Consider the following 22,515-nt stretch of genomic DNA (forward strand, 5'->3'; position numbering starts at 1 on the left):
CGCAATCCGCATCCGCTATGCATCGGCGCCGCTCCCCCCTCCGGCCCAACGACGGGGCATCCGGAGCCGCCGATCCGAGGGGGTCACGTGAAGAAGATCGTCATCGTCGCGACCACGGCGGTCGTGACGGCGGGGGGCGGCTTCGCCGCCGCCCTCCCCGCGAGCGCGGACACCGGCCCGGCGGCCGGTGCCGCCCGGCCGGTGTCCGGAGTCGCGGCCGCGGGCATCGACTGGGGCAAGTGCGAGGTCAGCGGCCCGAGCGACCCGATGAACAACGCCCAGTGCGCCCAGGTCGAGGTCCCGCTCGACTACAGCCGGCCCAACGGGCGCAAGATCTCCATCGCGGTGTCGCGCTACCGGCACACCGACGAGAAGAACTACCAGGGCGTCCTGTTCGTGAACCCGGGCGGCCCCGGCGGCTCCGGCCTCGCCTACGCGCCCGCCCTCGCCCGCTGGATCGGCGGGGTCGGCCACGCCGACGTCGCCGCCAAGTACGACATCATCGGGTTCGACCCGCGCGGCGTCGGGTCCAGCAAGCCGGCGCTGACCTGCGACCCGAACTTCTCCGACCCGATCCGCCCGGACTACGTCCCGAGCTCGTGGAAGGAGGAGAAGGCCTGGATCGCCAAGTCGCGCAAGTACGCGCAGGACTGCGCGAAGAAGTTCGGCTGGCTGCTGCCCCACATGCGCACGACCGACGCCGCCCGCGACGTCGACGCGATCCGCGCCGCGCTCGGCCAGGACAAGATCAGCTGGTACGGGTTCTCCTACGGCACCTACTTCGGCGCCACCTACGCCACGCTCTTCCCCAACCGCGTGAAGCGGATGGTCCTGGACGGCAACGTCAACCCGAAGACGGTCTGGTACGACGCCCAGCTCGAGCAGGACAAGGCGTTCGAGCACAACATGAAGGCGTGGTGGGCCTGGATCGCCAAGTACGACTCGATCTACCACCTCGGCACGACCGAGAAGGCCGTCGAGGCGAAGTACTACGCGATCCGCGCCGCCGCCAAGAAGTCGCCCATCGGCGGGCAGATGGGCCCGGACGAGCTGGACGACACCGTCCTGTCCGCCGGGTACAACACCGGCTACTACATCCCGTTCGCCGAGGCGCTCTCCGCGTGGGCGAACGACGGGGACGCCTCCGCGCTCCTCTACTGGATGAACCCCGGCGGCGACGACAACGGCTTCGCCGTCTACAACGCCGTCCAGGCCGCCGACGCCCGCTGGCCGCGCAACTGGAGCAAGTGGCACCACGACGCCGCGAAGCTCTACCGGCAGGGCTACCGGTTCAACACCTGGAGCAACGTCTGGTTCAACGCCCCGATCGCCTTCTGGCCCTTCCAGGGCGGGCCGGCGTTCCGGCTGCACGGCAGCAGGAACCTGCCGGGCATGCTGCTCGTCCAGTCCACCGAGGACGCGGCCACGCCGGTCGCGGGCGGCCTTGAGATGCACAAGGCCTTCCCGTCCTCGCGGCTGGTGTTCGAGGTCGGCGGCAAGACCCACGCCAACACCCTCAACGGCAACGCGTGCCTGGACGACAAGGTCGCCGCGTACCTCGACACGGGTGCGCTGCCGGCGGGCCACCGCGGACCGGACGCCTACTGCAAGGCCGTCCCGGCGCTGAACGACCCGGACCCGACGGCCATGACGCTGAAGGCCGCCCGCGCCGCCGCGGGCAAGGACCTTCCGGTCGGACGCCCGTAGGACCCGGCGGTACGCCGCGGCCCGTCCGCCCCCCTGCCGGGGCGGGCGGGCCGCGGTTCGTTTCGGGCCGGTGGCCCCGGTTGGCCCGGAATCGCGCGATCCCGCGGTTCCCGCGGCGCGCGGCGCCCGGCCGGTAGAAAGCGGGGGTGCTGAACGACGCTGGAAGAAGGACGGCGGCCGGGACGGCCGCCGCGGCGGTCGCGCTCGGAGCCGCCGCCATGGGAACCCCCGCCGCCGCGGCCGAGCGCGCCGCCCCGCAGGCCGCCGCCCCGCAGAGCGCCCCGCAGCGGGCCCCGCAGACCGCACTGGCGCCGCGCGCCCTCGCCTGGAAGGCGTGCCCCGCGAAGGACCCCGTGGAGGGCACCCGGCTCAAGGGCCTGCAGTGCGCGTCCCTTCAGGTCCCCCTCGACTACGCCCGCCCGGACGGCGAGAAGGTCACGCTCGCCCTGACCCGGGCCCGGCACACCGCCGCGAAGTCGCAGGGCGCGGTGCTCCTCAACCGGGGCGGGCCCGGCGCCCACGGGCGCGACCTGCCCGCCTTCTTCACCCGGTCGCTGCCGAAGCGCGTCGCCGCGTCCTACGACTGGATCGGCTTCGACCCGCGCGGCGTCGGCGCCAGCAGGCCCGAGCTCATCTGCGACCCCGGCTACCAGGACCCGGGCCGCGCGCGGCAGGACACGGTCCCCGCGAGCACCGCGGAGGAGCAGGCGTGGACGGCCGGGGCCAAGGCGTTCGCCGACGACTGCGGCCGCAGGTACGGGAAGGTCCTCCCGCACATGGGGACGGCCGACTGGGCGCGCGACATGGACGCGATCCGGCGCGCCCTCGGCCAGCGGAAGATCAGCTACTTCGGCTACTCCTACGGCACCTACCTCGGCGCCGTCTACGCGACGATGTACCCGGGGCACGTCCGCCGCATGGTGCTCGACAGCGTCGTGAAGCCGAGCGGCGTCTGGTACCAGGACAACCTCGACCAGAATGTCGCGTTCGAGAAGCGCATCCGGGCCTACTTCGCCTGGATCGCCCGCCACCACAAGGTCTACGCGCTCGGCGACACCGGGCAGAAGGTCGCCGACGCCTACGCCAGGGTGCGGGCCTCGCTCAAGCTGAAGCCGATCGACGGGAGGATCGGCCCGTCCGAGCTCGACGACGTGTTCCTCGCCGACGGCTACGCCGACTACGCCTGGCCGGACCACGCGCGCGCCCTGTCGGCGTTCGCCGTCCGGCACGACGCCGGGCCGCTGCGCAAGGCGTGGGAGCCGCTGACGCGGCTCGACCAGAACAACTACACCGTCTACAACGCCGTCCAGTGCCGCGATGCCGCGTGGCCGCGCGACTGGGCCCGCTGGCACGCCGACAGCCGGCGCCTGTACCGCGCGGGCAACCGCTTCGAGACCTGGAGCAACACCTGGTACAACGCGCCGTGCGCGTTCTGGCCGGTGCAGGGCGGCCCGGCGCCGCGGGTGCAGGGCCCGTCGTCGCTGCCGCCGATCCTGCTCGTCCAGGGCACCGACGACGCCGCCACCCCGTACCCGGGCGCGCTGGAGATGCACCGCAGGCTGCCGACGTCCAGGCTGCTCGTGCAGGACGGCGGGCACAACCACGGAGTCTCCTTCTCCGGTGACGAGTGCGTCGACAGGCACGTCGCGGCCTACCTCGGCACCGGGGAGCTGCCTCCGAACCGGCTGGGGCCGGACGCCCGGTGCACGGCGGGCCCGGCACCCGAGCCCGCCGCGGGCAAGGAGCCCGGCCGCGCCGGCCAGGGCCCGGCGAACCGCTGACCCCGGGGCGGGGCCGGTGCCGGACCGGCGGTACCGAGCCCGCGGAGGTGCGCGGGCCCGGTACCGCATAGGCTTGTCCACGTGGAGCTTTCAGTGGTGAGGGCCGAGCGGGGGCCGCTCCCGTCCAGGGGCCGGTAACCATGCGCATGCTGGGCTCGATGCCGGTGCGCGTGCTGGACGACCGGTACCGGGCGGAGGCCCTCGCGATCTTGGACGCCGACCCGGTGTCCAACGTGTTCGTCAGCTCGCGGGTGCACGCCGCGGGGCTCGACCCGCGGCGCCTCGGCGCGCAGATGTGGGGATACCTGCGCGACGGGCGGCTCGTCTCGCTGTGCTACTCCGGCGCCAACCTGATCCCGGTCGCGGCCGGGCCGGAGGCGGTCCGCGCGTTCGCCGAGCGGGCGCAGGCGCAGGGGCGGCGCTGCTCGTCCATCGTCGGGCCGGTCGGCGCCGTCGGCGAGCTGTGGGAGATCCTCGCGCCGTACTGGGGGCCGCCGCGGGCCGTCCGCGCGTCCCAGCCGGTGATGGCGACCTCGGCCGTGCCCGAGGTGCCCGCCGACCCGCGGGTGCGGCGCGTCCGGATGGAGGAGTTCGACATCGTCTACCCGGCCTGCGTGGCGATGTTCACCGAAGAGGTCGGGGTGTCGCCCAACGCCGGCGACGGGGGAGTGCTCTACCGCGCCCGCGTCGCCGAGCTGATCCGCGACGGCCGCGCGTTCGCCCGCATCGAGGACGGCCGCGTCATGTTCAAGGCCGAGATCGGCGCCGTCACCCCGCGCGCCTGCCAGGTGCAGGGCGTGTGGGTGCCGCCCGACCTGCGCGGCCGGGGCCTGTCGGAGACCGGGATGGCGGCGGTGGTCACCGAGGCGCTGCGCAGCGTCGCGCCGACCGTCTCGCTCTACGTCAACGACTTCAACACGCGGGCGCGGGCCGCCTACCGCCGGGTCGGGTTCGGCGAGCTGGGTTCTTTCATGTCGATCCTGTTCTGACCTGCGTCCGGCTTGTCGCTGCGTGCCCGATCCGCCCCGGTACCTGATTTGATCTTGCCCGGCGGGTACCATCCCGCCGTGGAGTTCGCCGGGGCATTGCGGCAGGCCGTCCAGGCGAGCGGGCTGACCCTGGAGCGGATCCGCCACCGGCTCGGGCGGCGCGGCCTCACCGTCAGCGTGGCCACGCTCAGCTACTGGCAGCGCGGCCGCAGCCGGCCCCGCTCGCGCACCGTGGTCGCCGCGCTGGAGGAGATCCTCCAGGTGCCGCAGGGCACCCTCACCGAGCTGCTGGACGACCCCGCGCCCACCGCCGCGGCCGCGCGGACGCCGGCCGGGCCCGGCGCGGGCGGCGGCCGCGCGGGACGCGAGCTGTGGCCCGACCCCGAGCGCTACGCCGGCCTCGTCGGGCAGCTCGACCGGTCCGGCGACCACCGGCTGGAGCGGCTCAGCATCCACGACGTCTACCGGCTGGACGGGGCGCGCCGCTCCTGGACGCTGTCGGTCCGCACCGTCCTGCGCGCGGCGGGCGACGGCATCGACCGCGTCGTCTGCGTCCACGCGACCGGCGGAGGCGCCGCGGCGGACGGCGGCGGTGCCGCCCTCGCGCGCGTGCGGTACTGCCGGCCGGGCCGCGTCCGCGCCGAGGGCGGCCTGATGGCGTTCGAGCTGGTCTTCGACCGGGTGCTGTCGGCGGGCGACACGGCGGTCGTCGAGTACGAGCTGGGCCCGGCCGGCGAGCCCGCGTCCGACAGCTACGACCGGCGCTTCTCCCATCCCGTCCACGACTACGTCGCGATCGTCCAGTTCGACGGCGACCGGCTGCCCGCCCGCTGCTACGGCTTCACCGCCGAGAGCTCGCGGGCCCCGCGGCAACGGCTCGGCGAGCTGTGGGTCGGCGCGTCCGGCAGCGCGAACATCGCCGTCGGCGCCGTCCGGCGCGGCATCGTCGGCGTCGAATGGGAGTGGCACTAGCGTTTGGACCCCCGGTTGTGGGAACTTGCCTGTTGGCAACGGGGGCCATGGGCCTTACAGTGAGCGCGGAAGTTGCAATTGCAGGAGTCAAGGCCGTTGGACGGGGGCCGGCCGGAGCTGATCCGGAGGCCGCAAGTGCAGAGTGTCCAAGTGCAGAGTGTCGCAGAGGACGACCTCCTACAGGTCCTGCAGTACGGTCCGTTCAACGTCGCCCTCCACGCCGCCATCCAGGCGCGCGGCCTCAGCCTCGACTCGCTGCGGCGCCGCCTGGAGGAGCAGGGCATCGCCGTCAGCCTGTCCACGCTGAGCTACTGGCAGCGCGGCCGGACCAGGCCCGAGCGCGCCGACTCGCTGCGCGCCGTCCGCGGCCTGGAGGTCATCCTCGAACTGCCGCGCCACTCGCTGCTGACCCTGCTCAAGCCCACCATGGAGCGGACCGCCGGGGCGTGGCTGCCGGTGGAGGAGCTGTGCCCCGAGCCGGGCGTCCGCGACCTGCTGGACGAGATCGGCGACCGCGGCGAGCGGCTGCTCACCGGCCTCAGCCTGCACGACCAGTACATCGTCGGCCGCCGCCGGGAGTTGCGCGAGGTCCGCTGCCGGGCCGTGTTCCAGGCGCAGCAGCGCGGCGTCGACCGGTGGATCGCGGTGTACCACCACCCGCAGGGCGTCCTGCCCTCGTCGCGGACGGTGCGCGGCTGCCGGTTCGGCCGCGTCCGGATGGACGAGGCCAGCGGCCTCATCGCCGCCGAGCTGCTGTTCGACCGGGCGCTCGGCCGCGGCGAGACCTACCTGCTGGAGTACGGCTTCGGGTTCGACGAGACGGGCCCGCCCATCACCGAGGAGGGCCGCGGCTTCCGCACCCCGCAGCACGAGTTCCTCATCGAGGTGCGGTTCCACCCGTCCGCGCTGCCCGCCCGCTGCTACCGGACGTGGCGCCCCGACGGCCACACCGCGCTGAAGGACTCCGCCGACCTGCGCCTGTCCAGCTACCACAGCGCCCACTTCATCGAGTTCGGCATGGCCGCCGGCTACCACGGCATCCGCTGGGAGTGGGACTAGAGGACGAGCAGGCCGAGCAGCCGCTCCAACTCGGCCGCCGGGTCGGCGGTGAGGCCGGCGTGCACCGGGCCCGGCTGGACGATCGTGCTGCGCGGCGCCGTCAGCCACCGGAACCGCCGCCCCGGCGACTCGGCCGCCGCCTGCCCGGCGCGCTCGCCGCCGCCGCACACCGCCTCCACGCCCTTCAGCGACGCACGCACGCCCTCCAGGTCGAGCGAGGGGTCCAGGGCGAGGAGGCGGCGGTCGTCCAGGTGCGTCCGGCAGCCGAGGTAGTCGAGCGCCCGGCAGTACAGGACCACGCCCACGTTCATCGACTCGCCGCGCTCGACCCGCGGCACGATCCGCAGCGCCGCGTACTCGAACACCGACGGCTCCCCGGCCGTCCTGATGTTGCTCACGACGGACCGCCGAGCCAGCCGGGGCGGTTCTCCCCGCGCCGCGCCGACGTGTCCGGCGCGCGACCGCCGACGTCCAGCTCGGGCAGCCAGTCGCGGGGCTTGCCGGCGCGCGGCAGCAGGATGTCGACGTAGGCGTCCCGGAGCTCCTGCGGCCCGGCGAACCCGGGCTCGCCCTCCAGCCACCGGTCGGGCACCAGGCCGGTCACCTCGCGCAGCAGCGCCTCGGTGATCTTCGGTGCGAGCTCGGCCTCGGCGGCCTCCAGCCGGGTCGCGTACGGGGTCAGCACGTGGTCGTCCACGTCGTACGGGCCGGAGAACAGCCGGGCCGCGTTCGTCCACGCGTGGTGGAAGATGAGGCTCGCGCCGTGGTCGATCAGCCACACGCCGCCGTGCCACACGAGCATGTTCGGGTTGCGCCAGCTCCGGTCGACGTTGCCGATGAACGCGTCGAACCACAGCACCCGGGACGCGAAGTCGCGGTCGGGGCTCCACCCCAGCGGGTCGAAGCCGAGCGACCCCGGCAGGAAGTCGACGCCGAGGTTCCAGCCGGGGCTGGCCTTGAGGAGGTCCTGCACGTCGGGGTCGGGCTCGTGCCGCCCGATGGCCGGGTCCAGGTCGATGAGCACCTGATCGGGCACCCGGAAGCCGAGCCTGCGGGCCAGCTCGCCCGCGACGACCTCGGCGATCAGCGCCTTGCGTCCCTGCCCGGCGCCGTGGAACTTCATGACGTAGGTGCCGAGGTCGTCGGCCTCGACGACGCCCGGCAGGGAGCCGCCCTCGCGGAGCGGCGTCACGTATCGGATGGCCGTCACATGTGGCAACACGTCGCAACGCTATCGGCTGGGGGCGCGTGCGCGACAATCGGCATATGGGCGTTGAGCTGCTCGACCTCTCCGTGCCGATCACCACGGGCATGCCGGTCTACCCGGGCGATCCCGAGGTGGAGGCGGTCCCGGCCCTCACCGTCGCCGAGTCGGGCGTGAACGTCCTGCGGCTGCACATGGGGTCGCAGACCGGCACCCACGTGGACGCCCCGTTCCACATCGACGACGCGCTGCCCCGCCTCGACGAGCTGCCCCTGACCCGCTTCACCGGTCCGGCCGCGGTCATGGACGTCCGCGGCCTGGCGCCCCGCACCCCCATACCGCCGGACGCGCTCCCGCCCGGCCTCGAACCCGGCGACGTCCTGCTCATCGCGACGGGCTGGTCGGCCCACTGGGGCACCGGCGCCTACCTGGCGCACCCCTACCCCGCACCCGAGACGGCGGAGGCGATCATCGCCGCCGGCGTCCGCACCGTGGCCGTCGACGCCCTCAGCGTGGACCGCACCCCGCCGCCCGGCTCGGACGACTTCTCCCTGGCCGCGCACCGCGTCCTCTGCGGCGCGGGCGCGGTGATCGCCGAGAACCTGACCGGGCTGGACGCGGTCGCCGGCGCCTACGAGGCGGGCTGCGCGATCGAGGTCTCCCTGTTCCCGATCGCCCTGGCCGCCGCGGACGGCGCCCCGGTGCGCGCGGTCGCCCGCGTGGACGACCGACCCGTCCTCGTCTGACACCCGACCGAGAACGCGGGCATCTCGGGCAAATAGCAGGAATTCCGAAATGCTCGTTGTTTTCCGTGGCGCAACGTGGCCAATCATCTGCGTTGTTCCGCCGTGCCGCGCGGGTTTACCTTGGGCGCCTCAGGGGCGAGCGGCGGGGAGATCTTCATGCCGGACGGGAACGACGGAACCGTGCGCGCACCGCGCGGGCACTTCGTGCACGCGCCTTCGCGGCCGCCGCTCGACGATGCCTCCCGAATGCAGAATTCCACGCGCCATCTGTGCGCCGGCGCCTATGTCGACGAGCCGCTCTCCCGAAGAGTGATCAAGGAATTCCTGTACCGGGAGCACCGCGCCGTGGTGCCCTCCTACGGGTTCGATCTCCGGCCGGTGCTGATGCACTGCCTGCAGGCGCGGCGGCTGCGCGTGCACCGGGACGCCGCGATCACCGTCCTGCTCGCGATCGGCCTGCTGGCGTCGTGGAAGGCCACGCTGATCGTGCTGGCCACGCTGCTCGCCTTCGCGCTCGCCGTCGACTACTTCACCGGGCACCGGATGCGGGCCGTCGTGGGGGTCGTCCTGCTGTTCGCGGCCTTCCCGGTGCTGTTCGCCGCCTTTGCGGCGGTCTCACTCCTGTCCAGCGGCATCGACGGCGGTCTGCCGGGCGAGGACGGGGTCGACGGCATCTCGTCCCTGCCGGAGGAGGCGCCCGCCGAGGGCGGCCACATGTGGATGGGGCCGCTGCTCGCCTTCCTCCTGCTCGCGGGCATGGTCGGGGTCGTCGTCGGGCACCGGGTGCGGCTGCTGCTGGCACTCCGCTCGCTCGGCCCAGAAGGCCCGTCGCCCGTTCCCTCGGGGTTCTCCTCCGCGATCATGGAGCGGATCAGGTGCGTGGGGGCCGCGCAGGACGGCAACGTCACGCTCTACTCGCACGAGAATCCGTTCATCGGCTCCGGCGACGTCAGCGACGGGCTCACCCGGGCCTGGTCGGTCGTGATCGGTCTGGACCGGGCCCGTCCGGCCAAGCCCGGCGTCCCGCCCCTGCCGGTCGACCCGGTCGAGCTGCGCGAGGCCGTCCGCAAGCGGGTGACCGAGATGCGCGACGGCCTGGCGCCCGGCGAATCGGTCGCCCTGCTGGTCGACGACCACATCGTCGCGGAGGGCATCTGCGCGCAGGGCCGCCGTCCGTTCGGGCCGCGCGATCCGCGCGTGTACTTCGCGGGCCATCCGCTGATCGACGAGCAGGGGTGGCGGCCCTTCTCCAAGGCGCGCGAGCCGGCCGTCGAGGCGCTGGTCCGCAACCCGCAGGCGGACATCCGCTGCTACCAGCGGATCACCCTGGAGGTCCACGGCGAGTCCGTCAAGGACGCGCGGAACGACCCGCTCGTCCCGGCCCGGGAGGAGGGCATCCAGATCAACGCCTTCCTCTACCTCGCGGTGCAGGGGCGCACCCTCTACGCGCAGTTCGTCTGCAACGCGCTGCCGCCGATCCGGAAGGCGTTCCGGGTCGTGGACGTCCTGTCCGGGTACCGGGGCGGGAGGTTCCTCGCGCTGGCGCTCCGGCTGGTGTGGCCCGCGGCCTTCGCCGAGGTGGTCGCCGCGCCCTTCCGGCTGGCCGGCGCCGGCCGGGAAATGCTGTTCCCGCCGCGCGAGAAGGACGGCGATCCGTGGCGGTTCTTCAGCTACGACTACGGCGCCCGCTTTTCCCTCCGGGAAAGCGCGGCCGAACCCGGCTTTTCCACCTTTCTTCAGAAACTGGACGTCAACAAGTACACCCGGCTGATCGAGCGCCGCGTTCTGGAAGGGCTTCTCGACCATCTCCAGTACGACCGGAACATCGACGTCTCCGCCTATCGGGGCGAGGTCGCGGCGATCACGAGCAATTCGCTCATCATGAACGGCGGGACCGTCCAGGGGCAGGTCGCCTTCGCTCCCGGCGGGAGCGTCCGGCAGGAGCAGGCGGTGCAGGGCGCCGGTTGAGCGGGGCGCCTCGTCCCGTAGAGTGCCCGGGACGCGAGGGCGAGGGGGGCGGCGTGCGGCTGGGGATCACGATGTTCGCGACCGACCGGACGATGCCGCCGCACGAGCTGGCCCGCGAGGCCGAGCAGCGCGGGTTCCGCTCGCTCTACATCCCCGAGCACACGCACATCCCGGTGTCCCGCGCGACCCCGCCGCCGACCGGGGACGACACCCTGGCCGACGAGTACGCGCGGACGCTCGACCCGCTCGTGGCGCTCGCCGCGGCGGCCGTGACGACCGAGCGGATCATGCTCGGGACGGGCATCCTGCTGCCCGCGCAGCGCGACCCGATCGTCACCGCGAAGGCCGTCGCGACGCTCGACCGGCTCGCCGGCGGGCGCGTCGCGCTCGGCATCGGCTACGGCTGGAACGCCGAGGAGGGCGCCGGCCACGGGGTGCCGTGGAAGCGGCGGCGGGCCGTGGCGCGCGAGCACGTCCTCGCCATGCGCGCGCTGTGGACGGAGGACGAGGCGTCCTTCGAGGGCGAGTTCGTGGACTTCGCGCCGAGCTGGTCGTGGCCCAAGCCCGCCGGACGGGTCCCGGTGCTGCTCGGCGGCGCGGCGGGGCCGACCCTGTTCGCGCACATCGCGGAGTACGGCGACGGCTGGCTGCCGATCGGCGGCGCGGGCATCCGCGAGGCGCTGCCCGCCCTGCGCCGCGCCTGCGACGAGGCGGGCCGCGCCATGGTGCCCGTGATCCCCTTCGGGACGCTGCCCACCCCGGAGAAGCTCGGCTACTACGGCTCGCTCGGGATCGAGGAGGTCGTGCTGCGCGTCCCCGCCGGCGGCCGCGACGCCGTCCTGCCGGTGCTGGACGGCTACGCCCGCGCCTACCTGTGAGCTAGCGGATCATGCGGAAGCAGAAGAAGGTCGGGAAGCGGTAGTACTGCCCTTTGCCCGCCTTCACCGCGCCGAGGATGATGAACGTCCACCCGGCGATCAGCAGCTCCAGGTACGGGACGATCAGCAGGGCGAGGAACGCCGGCGCCTCCATGGCGATCGCGGGCGGCACGCACACCGCCACCACCGCCAGGACGTGGATCAGCATGGTGAGCTGCTGGTTCATCGACTGCGCCGCGTGGAACCGGGTGAACGGCGAGGAGTTCTTCTTCGCCAGGTAGATGACCAGCGCGGGCAGGAAGCCGATCAGGACGTTCCCGAGGTAGGCGAAGATCGCCCAGGTCGTCTCCTCCGGCGGACCCTGCTGCGGCACGCCGTAGGGGACGCCGGGCGGGCCGTACCCCCAGCGCGGGTCGTAGTAGCCCCCGGGAGGCTGCCCGTAGGGCTGCGAATACGGCGGAGGCTGCTGCCCGGGTGGCGGGGGCTGGTCCGTCACGAGTCGTCCTTGCGCTCTGGGGTCCGGCTTCGGAGGGTACGGCAGGAATCTATCCCGACCGGCCGCGCCGCTGCGGCGCCGCCGACCCGGGACCCGGTGTCCGGAGCGGTCGCGGCGTTATTCTAGAATTGCGTTCGGCCAATGGGGCGGTGGTTGCGGGGGGAACGCCTCCGCGAGGAGGCTGCATGAGCGGGATCCCGATGGAACGGCCCCTGCTGGGGGAGGACGAGGCGGCGGCGCTGAGCGCTCTCGCCGCCCGCGTCCGCGAGCTGGCCGAGGCCACCGTGCTCACCGCGGTCGGCACCGCCGAGGCGGCCGCCGTCGCCGCCGAGATCGAGGCGCTGACCGCGCGGCTCGCCGCCGACCGGCGGGACGCGCCGCCGTTCGTCCCGTCCGGCGAGCGCCGGATGGACCGGCAGATCGGCAACCCCGTCACCGGGGCCCTCAACCCGCTCGCGCCGCCCGTCGAGCTGACCGTCGGCTCCGACGGCATCGTCCGCGGCGAGTTCACGCTCAGCACCGTCTACGAGGGCCCGCCCTCCTACGTGCACGGCGGCGTGTCCGCGATGGTGCTCGACCAGGTCCTCGGCATGGCGGCGGCCGCGTCCGGCACGCCCGGCATGACCGCGACCCTGGAGACGCGCTACCGGCGGCCGACGCCGCTCGGCGTCCCGCTGTCGGTGGAGGCGAAGGCGAGCCGGGTCGAGGGGCGCAAGGTGTACGCGTCCGGCACGATCTGCGGCCCGGACGGCCGCGTCACGGTGGAGGCCACCGCGATGTTCATCATGCCGCAGCGGTTCGTCCCGCACTCCTGACCCGGCCCGCCCCGGGTCACGCCTTCGCGGCCGCCGGTTCCACCCGGTCGGCGACGGGCGCGGGCAGCAGGCTCAGCGCGGTCAGCGTCAGCGCGGACGCCACGATCATGCTGATCGAGATCGCCTGCCAGCCGTAGTCGTGCAGCAGCCACGTCGCGAGCAGCGGCGCCGGCCCGCCCGCGAACACCGACGCGAGCTGGTAGCCGATGCCCGCCCCGCCGTACCGCAGCCGGGTCGGGAACACCGAGGCGATCAGCGACGCCTGCGGCCCGTACTGGACGGCGTGCGGGATCTGCGCCACCACCACCGCGATGACGATCAGCGCCGCGATCCCGGTGTTCAGCAGCGCGAAGTACGGGAACGCGAAGACCGCGATGAGCAGCGACCCGGTCGCGTACACCCGGCGCGGGCCGATCCGGTCGCCGAGGTGCCCGGCCGCCGGGATCGTGAACAGCTCCAGCACGGCCGCCGCCGTCACCGCGCTCAGCGCGAGGCCCTCCGCCTTGTTCAGGTGGTCGTCCACGTAGGTGAGGGCGAACGAGGTGAACAGGTAGAACGGCATCTGCTCCGAGCAGCGCAGCAGCGCGCTCAGGACGATCTCCTTCGGGTGCCGCTTCACCACCTCGGCCACCGGCACGCGGGCGACCTCGTTGCGGGCGACCACCTCGGCGAACAGCGGCGTCTCCATCACCCGGATCCGCACCCACAGCCCGATCGCGACGAGCACGAGGCTGAACAGGAACGGGACGCGCCATGCCCAGCCCTTGAACGCCTCGTCCGCCGAAAGCGCTATCCCGGTCATCATGCCGGTGCCGAGGATGAGCCCGATCGGCACGCCGAGCTGCGGCAGGCTCGCCATCAGCCCGCGCCGCCTCCGGTCGCCCCACTCCATCGACAGCAGCACCGAGCCGCTCCACTCGCCGCCGACCGCGATGCCCTGCAGGATCCGCAGCAGGACGAGCAGGACGGGCGCCGCCCAGCCGATCGTCTCGGTGCCCGGCAGCACGCCGATCAGCGCGCTCGACACCCCCATCAGCACCAGCGTCACGATCAGCGTCGCCTTGCGGCCGAGCCGGTCGCCCCAGTGCCCGAAGATCGCCGCGCCGATCGGCCGGGCCGCGAACCCGACCGCGTAGGTCGCGAACGCCGACAGCGTCCCCGCGTAGTCGCTCGACTCGGGGAAGAAGACGTCCTTGAAGACGATCGCCGCGGCCGTGTTGTAGAGGAAGAAGTCGTACCACTCGATGGACGTGCCGATCACGCTCGCGGCCGCGGCCTTGCGGACCTGCGCGCGCCGTTCGGCGGGGTCGGCGGCGCGTGCGCGCCCGGCCTCGCCCGGATCCAGGACCATGGGAGCTTGCCTTTCCGACCGCCCCCGTCGGCCTCTGCGGTTGCCATCAGCTGTTTCCCGCTGACTTCACCGCCGAAACCGTAGAAAGTGCCGAAACGCTCTGGTCACTCGTCCACCGGGATGGCGAGCGCGACCGTGCCGCGCAGGTCGAGCCAGACCCTGCCGCCGCCGTGCACGACGCGGAGGACGACGTGGTCGCACCGCGCGCAGCGCGCCACGAACCCGGGCGCGTCCCCGTAGACGCGGAGCGCGGCGACCGAGCCCGTGCACCCGCAGTTGGCGCAGCGGCTCTGCGCGGCGGTCAGGTCGGCGGCGAAGACCTCCGACAGCGGGCCCGCGAGGACGTTGCCGTCGACGAAGTGGTCCCGGTCGCCGGCGAGGTGGTCGTCGAGGGTGGCCATGTCATCCTCCGCTGGGGCCGAAGCGTTCCGTCCGGACTCTCTCGGGGGCGTGGCCGAGCATGACCAGGTAGGCGGCGGCGCTCTCGACGAAGCCCGTCGGGCCGCACACGTAGCAGGTCGGCTCGAAGTCGGCGGGCCAGCCGTGCTTGATCAGGTCGTCCGGGGTGAGCCGCCCCGCCGGCCGCGTCCCGCCCGCCGGGGTGCTGCGCGTGTAGAGGTAGGTCACGTCGAGGCCGGGGGAGCCCTTGTACAGCTCGGTGGCGTAGAACCGGTAGTCCGGGCCGCGCACCGACTGCAGCAGCCGGAACGGCACCCGGCTGCCGGCCGCGTCCCGCGTCCGGACCATGGACATCAGCGGGACGATGCCGGAGCCGCCCCCGACCAGCAGGACCGGCTCGGTCTGCTCGGGCCGCCACACGAACCAGCCGCCGACGGGCCCGCGGACCTCCGCCAGGTCGCCCGGCATCATCTCGCCGACGAGGTAGGGCGACACCTCGCCGTTCACCACGCGCTGGACCGTCAGCTCGACGCGCTCGCCGTCGGACGCGGACGCGACCGAGTAGCTGCGCTGGGCGCTGTACCCGTCCTCGGCGGTGAGCCGGACGTCGACGTGCTGGCCCGCGACGTGGCCCGGCCACCCGGTCACCTCGAAGACGAGCGTGACCGCCGTCGCGGTCTCGGCGCGCCGCTCCAGCAGTTCGGCGGTGTGCCAGCGCAGCGGCCCGCCTAGTCGCCCTGGTACCGCTGTTCCCGCCATGGATCTCCGTAGTCGTGATAGCCGGCGGTCTCCCAGAACCCGGGCTCGTCCGCGAGGCCGAGCCGGATCCCGCGCACCCATTTCGCCGACTTCCAGAAGTACAGGTGCGGGACGAGGAGGCGGGCCGGGCCGCCGTGTTCCGGAGGCAGTTCCTCACCGTCGTAGCCGTAGGCGATCCACGCCTTGCCGTCGAGCAGGTCCGCCAGCGGGAGATTCGTGGTGTAGCCGCCGTAGGAGTGGACGAGGGTGAAATCGGCGGCGCTCTCCACGTCCTCGAAGAGAACGTCCAAAGAAACGCCGCGCCATTCGGTGCCGAATTTTGACCATTTGGTGACGCAATGCAGGTCGACGGTCGGCGTCTCGGCGGGCAGCGCCATCAGATCGGCCCAGCTCCAGCGGTGCTCGGTGCCGGTCTCGGTGCTGATGGTGAACTCCCATTCGTCCTGCGGGACGCGCGGAGTGGGACCCGCGGAGAGCACCGGGAAATCGAGCGTCTCGTACTGGCCGGGCGGCAGTTCGTGGTCACCCGATGGGCGCCGTCCGTGGAATCCACGGGAAATGATGGGCATGGCGCCGTCCTTTCCCCCCGCTCGGCTCAGTATTCGTAGACCTTCACGATCGGATCGTGCTGGTACCACGAGGCGATGACCGAGGAGGTGTGCTCGTCGTTGAGGAAGTCGACGCGCAGCCATCCCTCCGCCTGCGTCACGCGCGTCTCGTATCCCGGATTGGGCGTCGCCGAGACGAGCCGTACCCGGTCCTTCTCGATCGACATCGCGGCGCGTCCGCCGCGCGTCGCGTAACTGCGCACATTGTCGGGCGTCTTCGGCGCCTTCTCCGGCTTATCGGGCGGCGGCTCGGCCGATCTCGACGGTTTCGGAGCGGTGTCCTGCGCGTCCGGCGGGCGGGGCCGCGCGGTCGGCGATCCGACCGTCGCCGGCCCCGGCGGGGTCTCCGGGCTGGAATGGATGACGGGCCCCGCGATCGGCGGCGGCGCCGACCGCTCCGACACCGCACCGCGCACGACGTCGCGCACCCCGAGCCACGATAAGGCCACCGCCAGCGCGGTCACCCCCGCCCATGGGGCAACATACGACATTGCGCGACGCATGGGCACATGGTGGCATACGGTTCCGCCATGGCGAGTGTTTTGGTGGTCGAGGATGACGCGAATGTCCGGACCGCCCTGATTCGTGAACTGAGCGTGCGGTCGCATGTCGTGCGCAGCGTCGGGACCGCGATGGACGCGCTGCGCGAGGTCACGCAGTCGCCGCCCGACGTCGTCGTCCTCGACCTCGGGCTCCCCGATCTCGACGGCGCGGAGGTGCTGAAGATGCTGCGCGGCATCTCCGACGTCCCGGTCATCATCGCGACGGCGCGCGACGACGAACCGGAGATCGTCCGGTTACTGAACGCCGGCGCCGACGACTACCTCATCAAGCCCTTCTCCATCGAGCACCTCAGCGCCCGCCTCGCCGCCGTGCTGCGCAGGTCCGCGCGGTCCGGGCCGACCGCCGAGCTCAGCGTCGGCGGCCTGCACATCGACCTCGACCGGCGGGAGGCGCTGCTGGACGGCGAGCAGCTCGAACTGACCCGCCGCGAGTTCGACCTCCTCGCCTACCTCGCCGCCCGCCCCGGCCGGGTGGTGGCGCGGCGCGAGCTGCTCGCCGAGGTGTGGCGGCAGGCGTACGGCGACGACCAGACCATCGACGTCCACCTGTCCTGGCTGCGCCGCAAGCTCGGCGAGACCGCGGCCGCCCCGCGCTACCTGCACACCGTGCGCGGCGTCGGCGTCCGGCTGGCCGAACCCGACCCGCGGTCATGAGGAAGACGCTCGTCCTGGTGTCCCTGGCGGTCACCTCGATGGTCGCGCTGGCGTTCCTGATCCCGCTCGCGCTGACCGTCCGGGAGATCGCCCGGGACCGCGCCCTCACCACCGCCGAGCGGCAGGCGAGCGCGCTCGGCCCCGTCCTCGTCGTCACCGAGGACCCCGCCGCCCTCGAACGCGCCGTCGCCAGCACCCAGGCCGGCGCCGCCGGGCGGATGACCGTGCACCTGCCGGACGGCGGGCTCGTCCCGAAGGACGCCCACGGCGACTTCAGCGCACGCCCCGAGCAGCTCACCGAGGCCGGCCGGCGCGGGCGCTCCTACACCGCCCGCGTCGACGGCGGGTACGCCCTCCTCCAGCCGGTGTCGCTGGACGCCGGCCGCACCGCCGTCGTCGAGGTGTTCCTCCCCGACGACGACCTCTCGCGCGGCGTCTGGAAGGCGTGGCTGGTCATGACGACCGTCGCCTGCGCGCTCGTCGCCGGGTCCGTCGCCGTGGCCGACCGGCTCGGCAACCGGATGATCCGCTCCACCCGGCGGCTCGCCGAGGCGGCGGGCGCGTTCGGGGACGGCGAGATGTCCGTCCGCATCGAGCCGGACGGGCCGCCCGAGCTGATCGAGGCGGGACTCGCGTTCAACGCGATGGCCGACCACGTCGTCCAGCTCCTGTCGGCGGAGCGCGAGATGGCCGCCGACCTGTCGCACCGCCTGCGCACCCCGCTCGCCGCGCTGCGGCTCAACGCCGAGGCGCTCGGCGACGGGCCGGTCGCCGAGCAGACCCGCGAGGCCGTCGACCGCCTGGAGCGCGAGGTCGACCAGATCATCCGGACCGTCCGGCGGCCCACCGGGCGCGGCAGCTGCGACGCCTCCAAGGTGCTGCGCGACCGGGTCGCGTTCTGGTCCGTCCTCGCCGAGGACGAGGGGCGCTCCTGCGAGCTGATCGGCGCCGAGGGGCCCGCGCCGCTGCCCGTCCCCGGCACCGAGCTGGCCGCCGCCGTGGACGCGCTGCTCGGCAACATCTTCCGGCACACCGCCGAGGGCACCGGCTTCGTCGTCACCCTCCACCAGGGGCAGGGCGTCACCGGCATCCTCGTCGCCGACGGCGGACCCGGCATCACCGACCCCGACGCCGCGCTGAAGCGCGGCAGCAGCGGCGGCGGCTCCACCGGCCTCGGCCTGGACATCGCGCGCCGCGCCGCCGAGTCCACCGGCGGCTACCTGCGCATCCACCGCAGCGTCCTCGGCGGCGCCCAGGTGCAGATGTGGTTCCGGACCCGCTGGCTGCCGCCCGCCCGCCGCTCCCGCCGCCTCGTCGGACGCCGCCGCCACTCCCGCGCGTGACCCGGCATAGCGGCTGCTTAAATCAGCCTTAATCCGCGAGGCGCCGCCTCGGGACGCCCCTACCTTGACCGTCATGAAACGCCCCCGCCTCCAGTACGTCGCCGCCGGAGCGATCGGCGTCGTCGGCCTCATCGTCGCCGCGGTCATCGCGGTCGCCGCCGTCCTCGCGAGCGGCAACATCCCGACGGCGCCGAGCTCGTACGAGATCCAGGTCGTCCGCGTCGCCGGCACCGGGCCGCGGTTCGCCCCGTACGTCGACGCGGGCCTCTACCCGCCGTACGACCTCACCGGCACCGCCGAGAAGACCGGCGTCTCGACGTTCACGCTGGCGTTCATCACCTCCGGCGGCGGCTGCACGCCCATGTGGGGCGGCACCACCGACCTCGGCGCGAACCCGGTCGCGAACCAGGCCGCCGCGCTCCGCGCCGCCGGCGGCGACATCCGGATCTCCTTCGGGGGAGCGTCCGGCCGCGAACTCGGCACCGCGTGCGCCGACGTCGAGTCCCTCACCGCCGCCTACGACAAGGTCGTCACCGCGTTCGATCTCAGGCAGGCCGACTTCGACATCGAGGGCGCCGCGCTCCCGGACACGGCGGCCAACACCCGCCGTGCGAAGGCCATCGCCGCCCTCCAGCGGAAGCACCCCGGCCTGAAGGTCTCCTTCACCCTGCCCGTCCTCCCGACGGGCCTCACTCCGGACGGCGTGAACCTGGTCTCCAACGCGAAGGCCGACGGCGTCGCCATCGACGCGGTCAACATCATGGCGATGGACTACGGCCCGCCGTCCTCGGCGATGGGCGACCTGGCGGTCCAGGCGGCGACGTCGACCGAGGCCCAGCTCCGCGCGGCGCTGGACGTCCCGTCCGCGTGGAACCGCCTCGCCGTCACCCCCATGATCGGCGTGAACGACGTCGCCACCGAGACGTTCACGCTGCGGGACGCCGCGCAGGTCGCCGCGTTCGCCGCGTCCAAGGGCCTCGCCTGGACGGCGATGTGGTCCGCGAACCGCGACAGGCCGTGCCCCGGCGGCCCCGAGCCGCAGGCCGACCCGACCTGCAGCGGCATCGTCCAGCAGCCCTTCGCCTTCACCCGGGCGTTCGCCTAGTCCCGCACGTGGTCGCCGGTCGCACCATCGATCAGCTCGCGGACGATGTCCATGTGACCGGCGTGCCGCGCGGTCTCCTCGACCAGGTGGATCAGCACCCACCGCAGCGTCACCGTCGCCCCGTGCCACGCGGTTCCGCGCGCCTCCAGGTCCAACTCGGCGATCACGGCGTCCGCCGCCGCGCGCGCCCGCCGGTAGAAGGCGACGATCTCCTCCGTGGTCTCTTCGGGCCCGACCCGCAGGTCGGCGTCCGGATCGTTCTCATCGATCGGCAGCGGCTCGGTCTCCCTGCCGAACGTCCCGCAGAACCACGAGTACTCAACGGCCGCCAAGTGCTTCGTCAGCCCGAGCAGACTCGTCCCGGACGCCGTCATGGGCTTCCGTACCTGCTCCTCGTCCAGCCCTTGGAGCTTCCACAGCACCACATCGCGATGCCGATCGAGCGCGGCCTTCAAGCTCTCCTTCTCACCACCGGTGAACGGCACCTGTTCCATCCCGCCAACGTACAGCGCCCACCGGGGCCGCCCGGCGGCCTCCACCCGGGGGAGAGCCCCGCATGAGACTCGTGAGCGGGCCGCCGTCCCGCGGGGCGGCGGCCCCTCGCCCGGTCAGCAGTTGTAGTACTTGACGTACCACTTGCCGTTGCCGTTACCGACCTTGTAGTCGGCGATCCAGCGGTAGTGGCTCATCTGCACCCACAGATAGCCGTCCCGGCGCTGGATGGTGTCCCAGTCGGTCCGCACCCGCGTACCGTGCTCCAGGGCACCGACCTTGTGGTAGTGGAGCCCCGGCCCGGTGCGGACGTTGAGCCCGTTGCTCGGCAGGACCCTGCCGTAGCACCAGCGGCTGCGCTCCTCGTCCCGGTTGAGGAGCCGGTCCATCGCCTTGGCCGCGCCCTCGGGCCCCACGACGATGGCCCCGGGCCCGTGCCCCTCTTCCTCCTGCTGCCCCGGCTGCTGCTCCTGCTGCGGCTGCCCCGGCTGCTCCTGCTGCTGGGGCTGCCCCGGCTGCGGGGGCGGCTCGGCCTCGGCGACCGCTCCGGCGCTCATCATCCCCGTGGCGAGCACGCCCGCCACCAGCCCGGCACCGAGTTTCGTACGTACGCGCATCTATCCCCTCCATGTTCGTCCGACATGCAGTCCGAACATTACAGAGAGTCAGATAAACATGACACAACGTAACGAAGACTCTTCTTGCCCCTATGTCGGTCGGGCGCCCCGAAGGACGCGGGCCCGCCGGGTTGACGCGTCCGGCAACCGAATTGTTATGTGTGCGGTGGCACGGGCTTTCCGGTGCGAAGTGGAGCGCGTTTCATGAGGTCGGGCAGGCCTGCGCTCCGCGGAGGCGCGTGGCGGCGGCCGGAGAAGGCGGCCTGCGCCGCTGCGGTTGATCGAAATTTGATCGCGCGGCGATAGCTTCCCGGGGTCCAGGACGGGGTCGGCGGAGGCCCGGTCGAAGCGGCGTTCACGTTGCGGCAAGGAGAAGCATGTACGTGCGGGTGCTCGGGGGCCCTGTCGCCGTCGCCGACGGTCCGCAGGGGGACCTGGAGGTGCTGCCCGAGCAGATGCGGCTTCTCGTGTCCGCGTGGCTCGTGGCCGGGCGACCCCTCGCTCCGGAGGAGATACAGCGCGTGGTCTGGGGCGATGACGAGAAGGACCACCGCAGGGACGTCAACACGCTGGTCTGGAGGCTCCGGCGGCGTTTCCCCGGCGGCCGCGTCGTCACCAATGGCGAACGGCATCTCACCCAGGGGCATTCGCTGCAACTCAGGCGCGGGGACGACGAGGTGGACCTGTGGCGGTTCCGGGAACTCGTCCGGCGGGGCGAAGAGGCGCGTACCCGCAATACGCGGGAGGCCGCGCGGCTCTATCAGCAGGCCGTTGACCTGTGCGGTGACGCGAACCTGGTGCCGGTGCCGGACCGGCCGAAGGTCAACACGCTGCTGGTCATCAGTATCGAGCGGGTGCTGAAGGAGGTGAAGAGTGCGTGGAACGCCCTGGCGGAGCTGCGCCTATCGCTGGGAGAGCACGATGACGTCCTGCCTTACCTCAAGGGATGGGTGGCCGCCGATCCGTGGGACGAGCATCTGCGGCGCTGGCTGATGCTCGCCCTCTACCGCAATGGCAGCAAGGCGAAGGCGCTGCGCGTCTACGAGGAGATGCGGGAGCTGCTGCACCGCGAGGCCTGCTCCGACGCGGAGCCGGGGCACCTGCTGAAGCGCCTGAGCGCGCAGATCGCGGCCGACGACCCGGACCTGGCGCCCCAGCCGATGCGGAGCCCGAGCCGCGGTCCCTGGGGAGGGCTGGCCGGCGACGATCCGGATTACACTCCCGCTCCTCCGCTCGTCACCGACCGTCCGGTCGTCGCGCGCATCATCAACGTGCTGCTGGGCGGGAAGGACAACTACGAAGCGGACCGGCGCGCGGCCGCCGCGGTGGAGAAGCAGGTTCCCGGACTCAGGGATCTGGTGACGCAGCATCACGATTTCAGGCGCCGCGCCATCCGCGAGATCGCCGCGGCGGGCATCGAGCAGTGGATCGATATCGGTGCCGGGCTCCCGGACAACGGACAGGTGCTGCCGGTCGCCCGCGAAGTCGTCCCCCACGCCCGGCTGGTCTATGTCGACAACGATCCCGTTGTCGGCACCCACACGCGGGGCCTGATCGACGATCCGAGCAGGACCGCGTTCGTGGAAGCCGATCTGCGCGACACCTCCGCGGTCCTCGACGCTCCGGAGATGCGCCGGGTGATCGACTTCTCCCGGCCCGTCGGCGTGCTCGTGACCAGCGTCCTGCATCTGCTGCCCGACGACGTCACCGGCGTCATGGCCGCCTACGCCTACGCGATGGCGCCGGGCAGCTACCTGGTGGTCTCGACGGTGGTCTCGGAGGGCCTGCCCGAGGAGGTGGTGACGGTGAGCCGTGAGCACGTCCCGTTCTTCCACCCCCGCTCCCAGAGCGAGATCGTGACGTGGCTCCGGGGCCTGCAGGTCGTACCGCCCGGCATCATCGACTGCCAGCACTGGCGGCATCCGGGCACACTGCCGGAGCTCGTGAACCAGCGGGTCATGTGCGCGGTGGCCTGGAAACCGGGGCCGGGCACGCGGCGCATCTGACCG

The 22,515-nt window shown here is 72.8% G+C and carries 23 protein-coding genes; 13 read left to right on the forward strand and 10 right to left on the reverse strand.

Going from position 1 to position 22,515, the window contains the following annotated elements:
- Nucleotides 1–87 precede the first annotated feature (87 nt).
- From ABFX46_RS38110 to ABFX46_RS38130, 5 genes are all read left to right on the forward strand, one after another.
- The gene (locus ABFX46_RS38110) at nucleotides 88–1,707 is read left to right on the forward strand and encodes an alpha/beta hydrolase (RefSeq protein WP_346048864.1); all 1,620 of its coding nucleotides are present in this window, start codon (nucleotides 88–90) and stop codon (nucleotides 1,705–1,707) included.
- A gap of 146 nt (nucleotides 1,708–1,853) precedes the next feature.
- On the forward strand, nucleotides 1,854–3,488 hold the full coding sequence (locus ABFX46_RS38115) for an alpha/beta hydrolase (protein ID WP_346048865.1): 1,635 nt from the start codon (nucleotides 1,854–1,856) through the stop codon (nucleotides 3,486–3,488).
- A 146-nt stretch (nucleotides 3,489–3,634) separates the two neighbouring features.
- The gene (locus tag ABFX46_RS38120) at nucleotides 3,635–4,477 is read left to right on the forward strand and encodes a GNAT family N-acetyltransferase (RefSeq protein WP_163057080.1); all 843 of its coding nucleotides are present in this window, start codon (nucleotides 3,635–3,637) and stop codon (nucleotides 4,475–4,477) included.
- 78 nt (nucleotides 4,478–4,555) lie between these two features.
- Entirely contained in the window at nucleotides 4,556–5,449 is an 894-nt protein-coding gene (locus ABFX46_RS38125; RefSeq protein WP_346048866.1) for a helix-turn-helix domain-containing protein, read from the forward strand.
- 150 nt (nucleotides 5,450–5,599) lie between these two features.
- Nucleotides 5,600–6,508: a hypothetical protein gene (locus ABFX46_RS38130; RefSeq protein WP_346048867.1), complete on the forward strand. Its 909-nt coding sequence runs from the start codon at nucleotides 5,600–5,602 to the stop codon at nucleotides 6,506–6,508.
- On the opposite strand, the gene ABFX46_RS38135 is transcribed toward ABFX46_RS38130, so the two are convergent.
- On the reverse strand, nucleotides 6,505–6,906 hold the full coding sequence (locus tag ABFX46_RS38135; protein WP_346048868.1) for a DUF3037 domain-containing protein: 402 nt from the start codon (nucleotides 6,904–6,906) through the stop codon (nucleotides 6,505–6,507). The genes ABFX46_RS38130 and ABFX46_RS38135 overlap by 4 nt on opposite strands.
- Nucleotides 6,903–7,730: a HipA family kinase gene (locus ABFX46_RS38140; RefSeq protein WP_346048869.1), complete on the reverse strand. Its 828-nt coding sequence runs from the start codon at nucleotides 7,728–7,730 to the stop codon at nucleotides 6,903–6,905. Before ABFX46_RS38140 ends, ABFX46_RS38135 begins: the two co-directional genes overlap by 4 nt.
- A gap of 44 nt (nucleotides 7,731–7,774) precedes the next feature.
- Between ABFX46_RS38140 and ABFX46_RS38145 the strand changes: the two genes are divergently transcribed.
- From ABFX46_RS38145 to ABFX46_RS38155, 3 genes are all read left to right on the forward strand, one after another.
- On the forward strand, nucleotides 7,775–8,458 hold the full coding sequence (locus tag ABFX46_RS38145) for a cyclase family protein (protein WP_346048870.1): 684 nt from the start codon (nucleotides 7,775–7,777) through the stop codon (nucleotides 8,456–8,458).
- A 246-nt stretch (nucleotides 8,459–8,704) separates the two neighbouring features.
- Nucleotides 8,705–10,426 (forward strand): hypothetical protein, encoded by a 1,722-nt coding sequence (locus tag ABFX46_RS38150; protein WP_346048871.1) that lies wholly within the window; start codon nucleotides 8,705–8,707, stop codon nucleotides 10,424–10,426.
- Between the two features lie 53 nt (nucleotides 10,427–10,479).
- Nucleotides 10,480–11,304 (forward strand): TIGR03619 family F420-dependent LLM class oxidoreductase, encoded by an 825-nt coding sequence (locus ABFX46_RS38155; RefSeq protein WP_346048872.1) that lies wholly within the window; start codon nucleotides 10,480–10,482, stop codon nucleotides 11,302–11,304.
- Between the two features lies 1 nt (nucleotide 11,305).
- Here ABFX46_RS38155 and ABFX46_RS38160 read toward each other — a convergent pair whose 3' ends face one another.
- Nucleotides 11,306–11,800, reverse strand: a complete 495-nt coding sequence (locus tag ABFX46_RS38160) for a DUF4870 domain-containing protein (RefSeq protein ID WP_346048873.1) — start codon at nucleotides 11,798–11,800, stop codon at nucleotides 11,306–11,308.
- Nucleotides 11,801–11,985: 185 nt separating this feature from the next.
- Here ABFX46_RS38160 and ABFX46_RS38165 point away from each other — a divergent pair, with 185 nt between their 5' ends.
- Nucleotides 11,986–12,615, forward strand: a complete 630-nt coding sequence (locus ABFX46_RS38165; RefSeq protein WP_346048874.1) for a PaaI family thioesterase — start codon at nucleotides 11,986–11,988, stop codon at nucleotides 12,613–12,615.
- A gap of 16 nt (nucleotides 12,616–12,631) precedes the next feature.
- Here ABFX46_RS38165 and ABFX46_RS38170 read toward each other — a convergent pair whose 3' ends face one another.
- The 5 genes from ABFX46_RS38170 to ABFX46_RS38190 all read right to left on the reverse strand — a co-directional run bounded on the left by ABFX46_RS38170 (nucleotide 12,632) and on the right by ABFX46_RS38190 (nucleotide 16,196).
- The gene (locus tag ABFX46_RS38170) at nucleotides 12,632–13,966 is read right to left on the reverse strand and encodes an MFS transporter (RefSeq protein WP_346048875.1); all 1,335 of its coding nucleotides are present in this window, start codon (nucleotides 13,964–13,966) and stop codon (nucleotides 12,632–12,634) included.
- A gap of 104 nt (nucleotides 13,967–14,070) precedes the next feature.
- A complete protein-coding gene (locus ABFX46_RS38175; RefSeq protein WP_346048876.1) occupies nucleotides 14,071–14,367 on the reverse strand; it encodes a DUF6510 family protein in 297 nt (98 codons plus the stop codon).
- Between the two features lies 1 nt (nucleotide 14,368).
- The gene (locus tag ABFX46_RS38180; protein WP_346048877.1) at nucleotides 14,369–15,124 is read right to left on the reverse strand and encodes a ferredoxin reductase; all 756 of its coding nucleotides are present in this window, start codon (nucleotides 15,122–15,124) and stop codon (nucleotides 14,369–14,371) included.
- Nucleotides 15,094–15,693, reverse strand: a complete 600-nt coding sequence (locus ABFX46_RS38185) for a sulfite oxidase-like oxidoreductase (protein ID WP_346048878.1) — start codon at nucleotides 15,691–15,693, stop codon at nucleotides 15,094–15,096. Before ABFX46_RS38185 ends, ABFX46_RS38180 begins: the two co-directional genes overlap by 31 nt.
- Before the next feature lie 26 nt (nucleotides 15,694–15,719).
- Complete coding sequence (locus ABFX46_RS38190) at nucleotides 15,720–16,196, reverse strand: hypothetical protein (protein WP_346048879.1); 477 nt, start codon at nucleotides 16,194–16,196, stop codon at nucleotides 15,720–15,722.
- A 66-nt stretch (nucleotides 16,197–16,262) separates the two neighbouring features.
- Here ABFX46_RS38190 and ABFX46_RS38195 point away from each other — a divergent pair, with 66 nt between their 5' ends.
- The 3 genes from ABFX46_RS38195 to ABFX46_RS38205 all read left to right on the forward strand — a co-directional run bounded on the left by ABFX46_RS38195 (nucleotide 16,263) and on the right by ABFX46_RS38205 (nucleotide 19,397).
- The gene (locus ABFX46_RS38195) at nucleotides 16,263–16,949 is read left to right on the forward strand and encodes a response regulator transcription factor (RefSeq protein WP_176195944.1); all 687 of its coding nucleotides are present in this window, start codon (nucleotides 16,263–16,265) and stop codon (nucleotides 16,947–16,949) included.
- Entirely contained in the window at nucleotides 16,946–18,292 is a 1,347-nt protein-coding gene (locus ABFX46_RS38200) for a sensor histidine kinase (protein ID WP_131939351.1), read from the forward strand. The genes ABFX46_RS38195 and ABFX46_RS38200 overlap by 4 nt, the downstream gene beginning before the upstream one ends.
- Before the next feature lie 73 nt (nucleotides 18,293–18,365).
- Nucleotides 18,366–19,397 (forward strand): chitinase, encoded by a 1,032-nt coding sequence (locus tag ABFX46_RS38205; RefSeq protein WP_346048880.1) that lies wholly within the window; start codon nucleotides 18,366–18,368, stop codon nucleotides 19,395–19,397.
- Here the strand turns inward: ABFX46_RS38205 and ABFX46_RS38210 are convergent.
- Both ABFX46_RS38210 and ABFX46_RS38215 read right to left on the reverse strand, forming a co-directional pair.
- Nucleotides 19,394–19,891 (reverse strand): DinB family protein, encoded by a 498-nt coding sequence (locus ABFX46_RS38210; protein ID WP_346048881.1) that lies wholly within the window; start codon nucleotides 19,889–19,891, stop codon nucleotides 19,394–19,396. The two genes, ABFX46_RS38205 and ABFX46_RS38210, sit on opposite strands and share 4 nt — an antisense overlap.
- A gap of 114 nt (nucleotides 19,892–20,005) precedes the next feature.
- Nucleotides 20,006–20,506 (reverse strand): SH3 domain-containing protein, encoded by a 501-nt coding sequence (locus ABFX46_RS38215; RefSeq protein WP_346048882.1) that lies wholly within the window; start codon nucleotides 20,504–20,506, stop codon nucleotides 20,006–20,008.
- A 440-nt stretch (nucleotides 20,507–20,946) separates the two neighbouring features.
- On the opposite strand from ABFX46_RS38215, the gene ABFX46_RS38220 reads away from it, so the two are divergent.
- Entirely contained in the window at nucleotides 20,947–22,512 is a 1,566-nt protein-coding gene (locus tag ABFX46_RS38220) for an SAM-dependent methyltransferase (protein WP_346048883.1), read from the forward strand.
- Nucleotides 22,513–22,515: the final 3 nt, after the last annotated feature.

It is taken from the genome of Actinomadura chokoriensis (assembly GCF_039529475.1).
Lineage (GTDB): Bacteria > Actinomycetota > Actinomycetes > Streptosporangiales > Streptosporangiaceae > Spirillospora > Spirillospora bangladeshensis.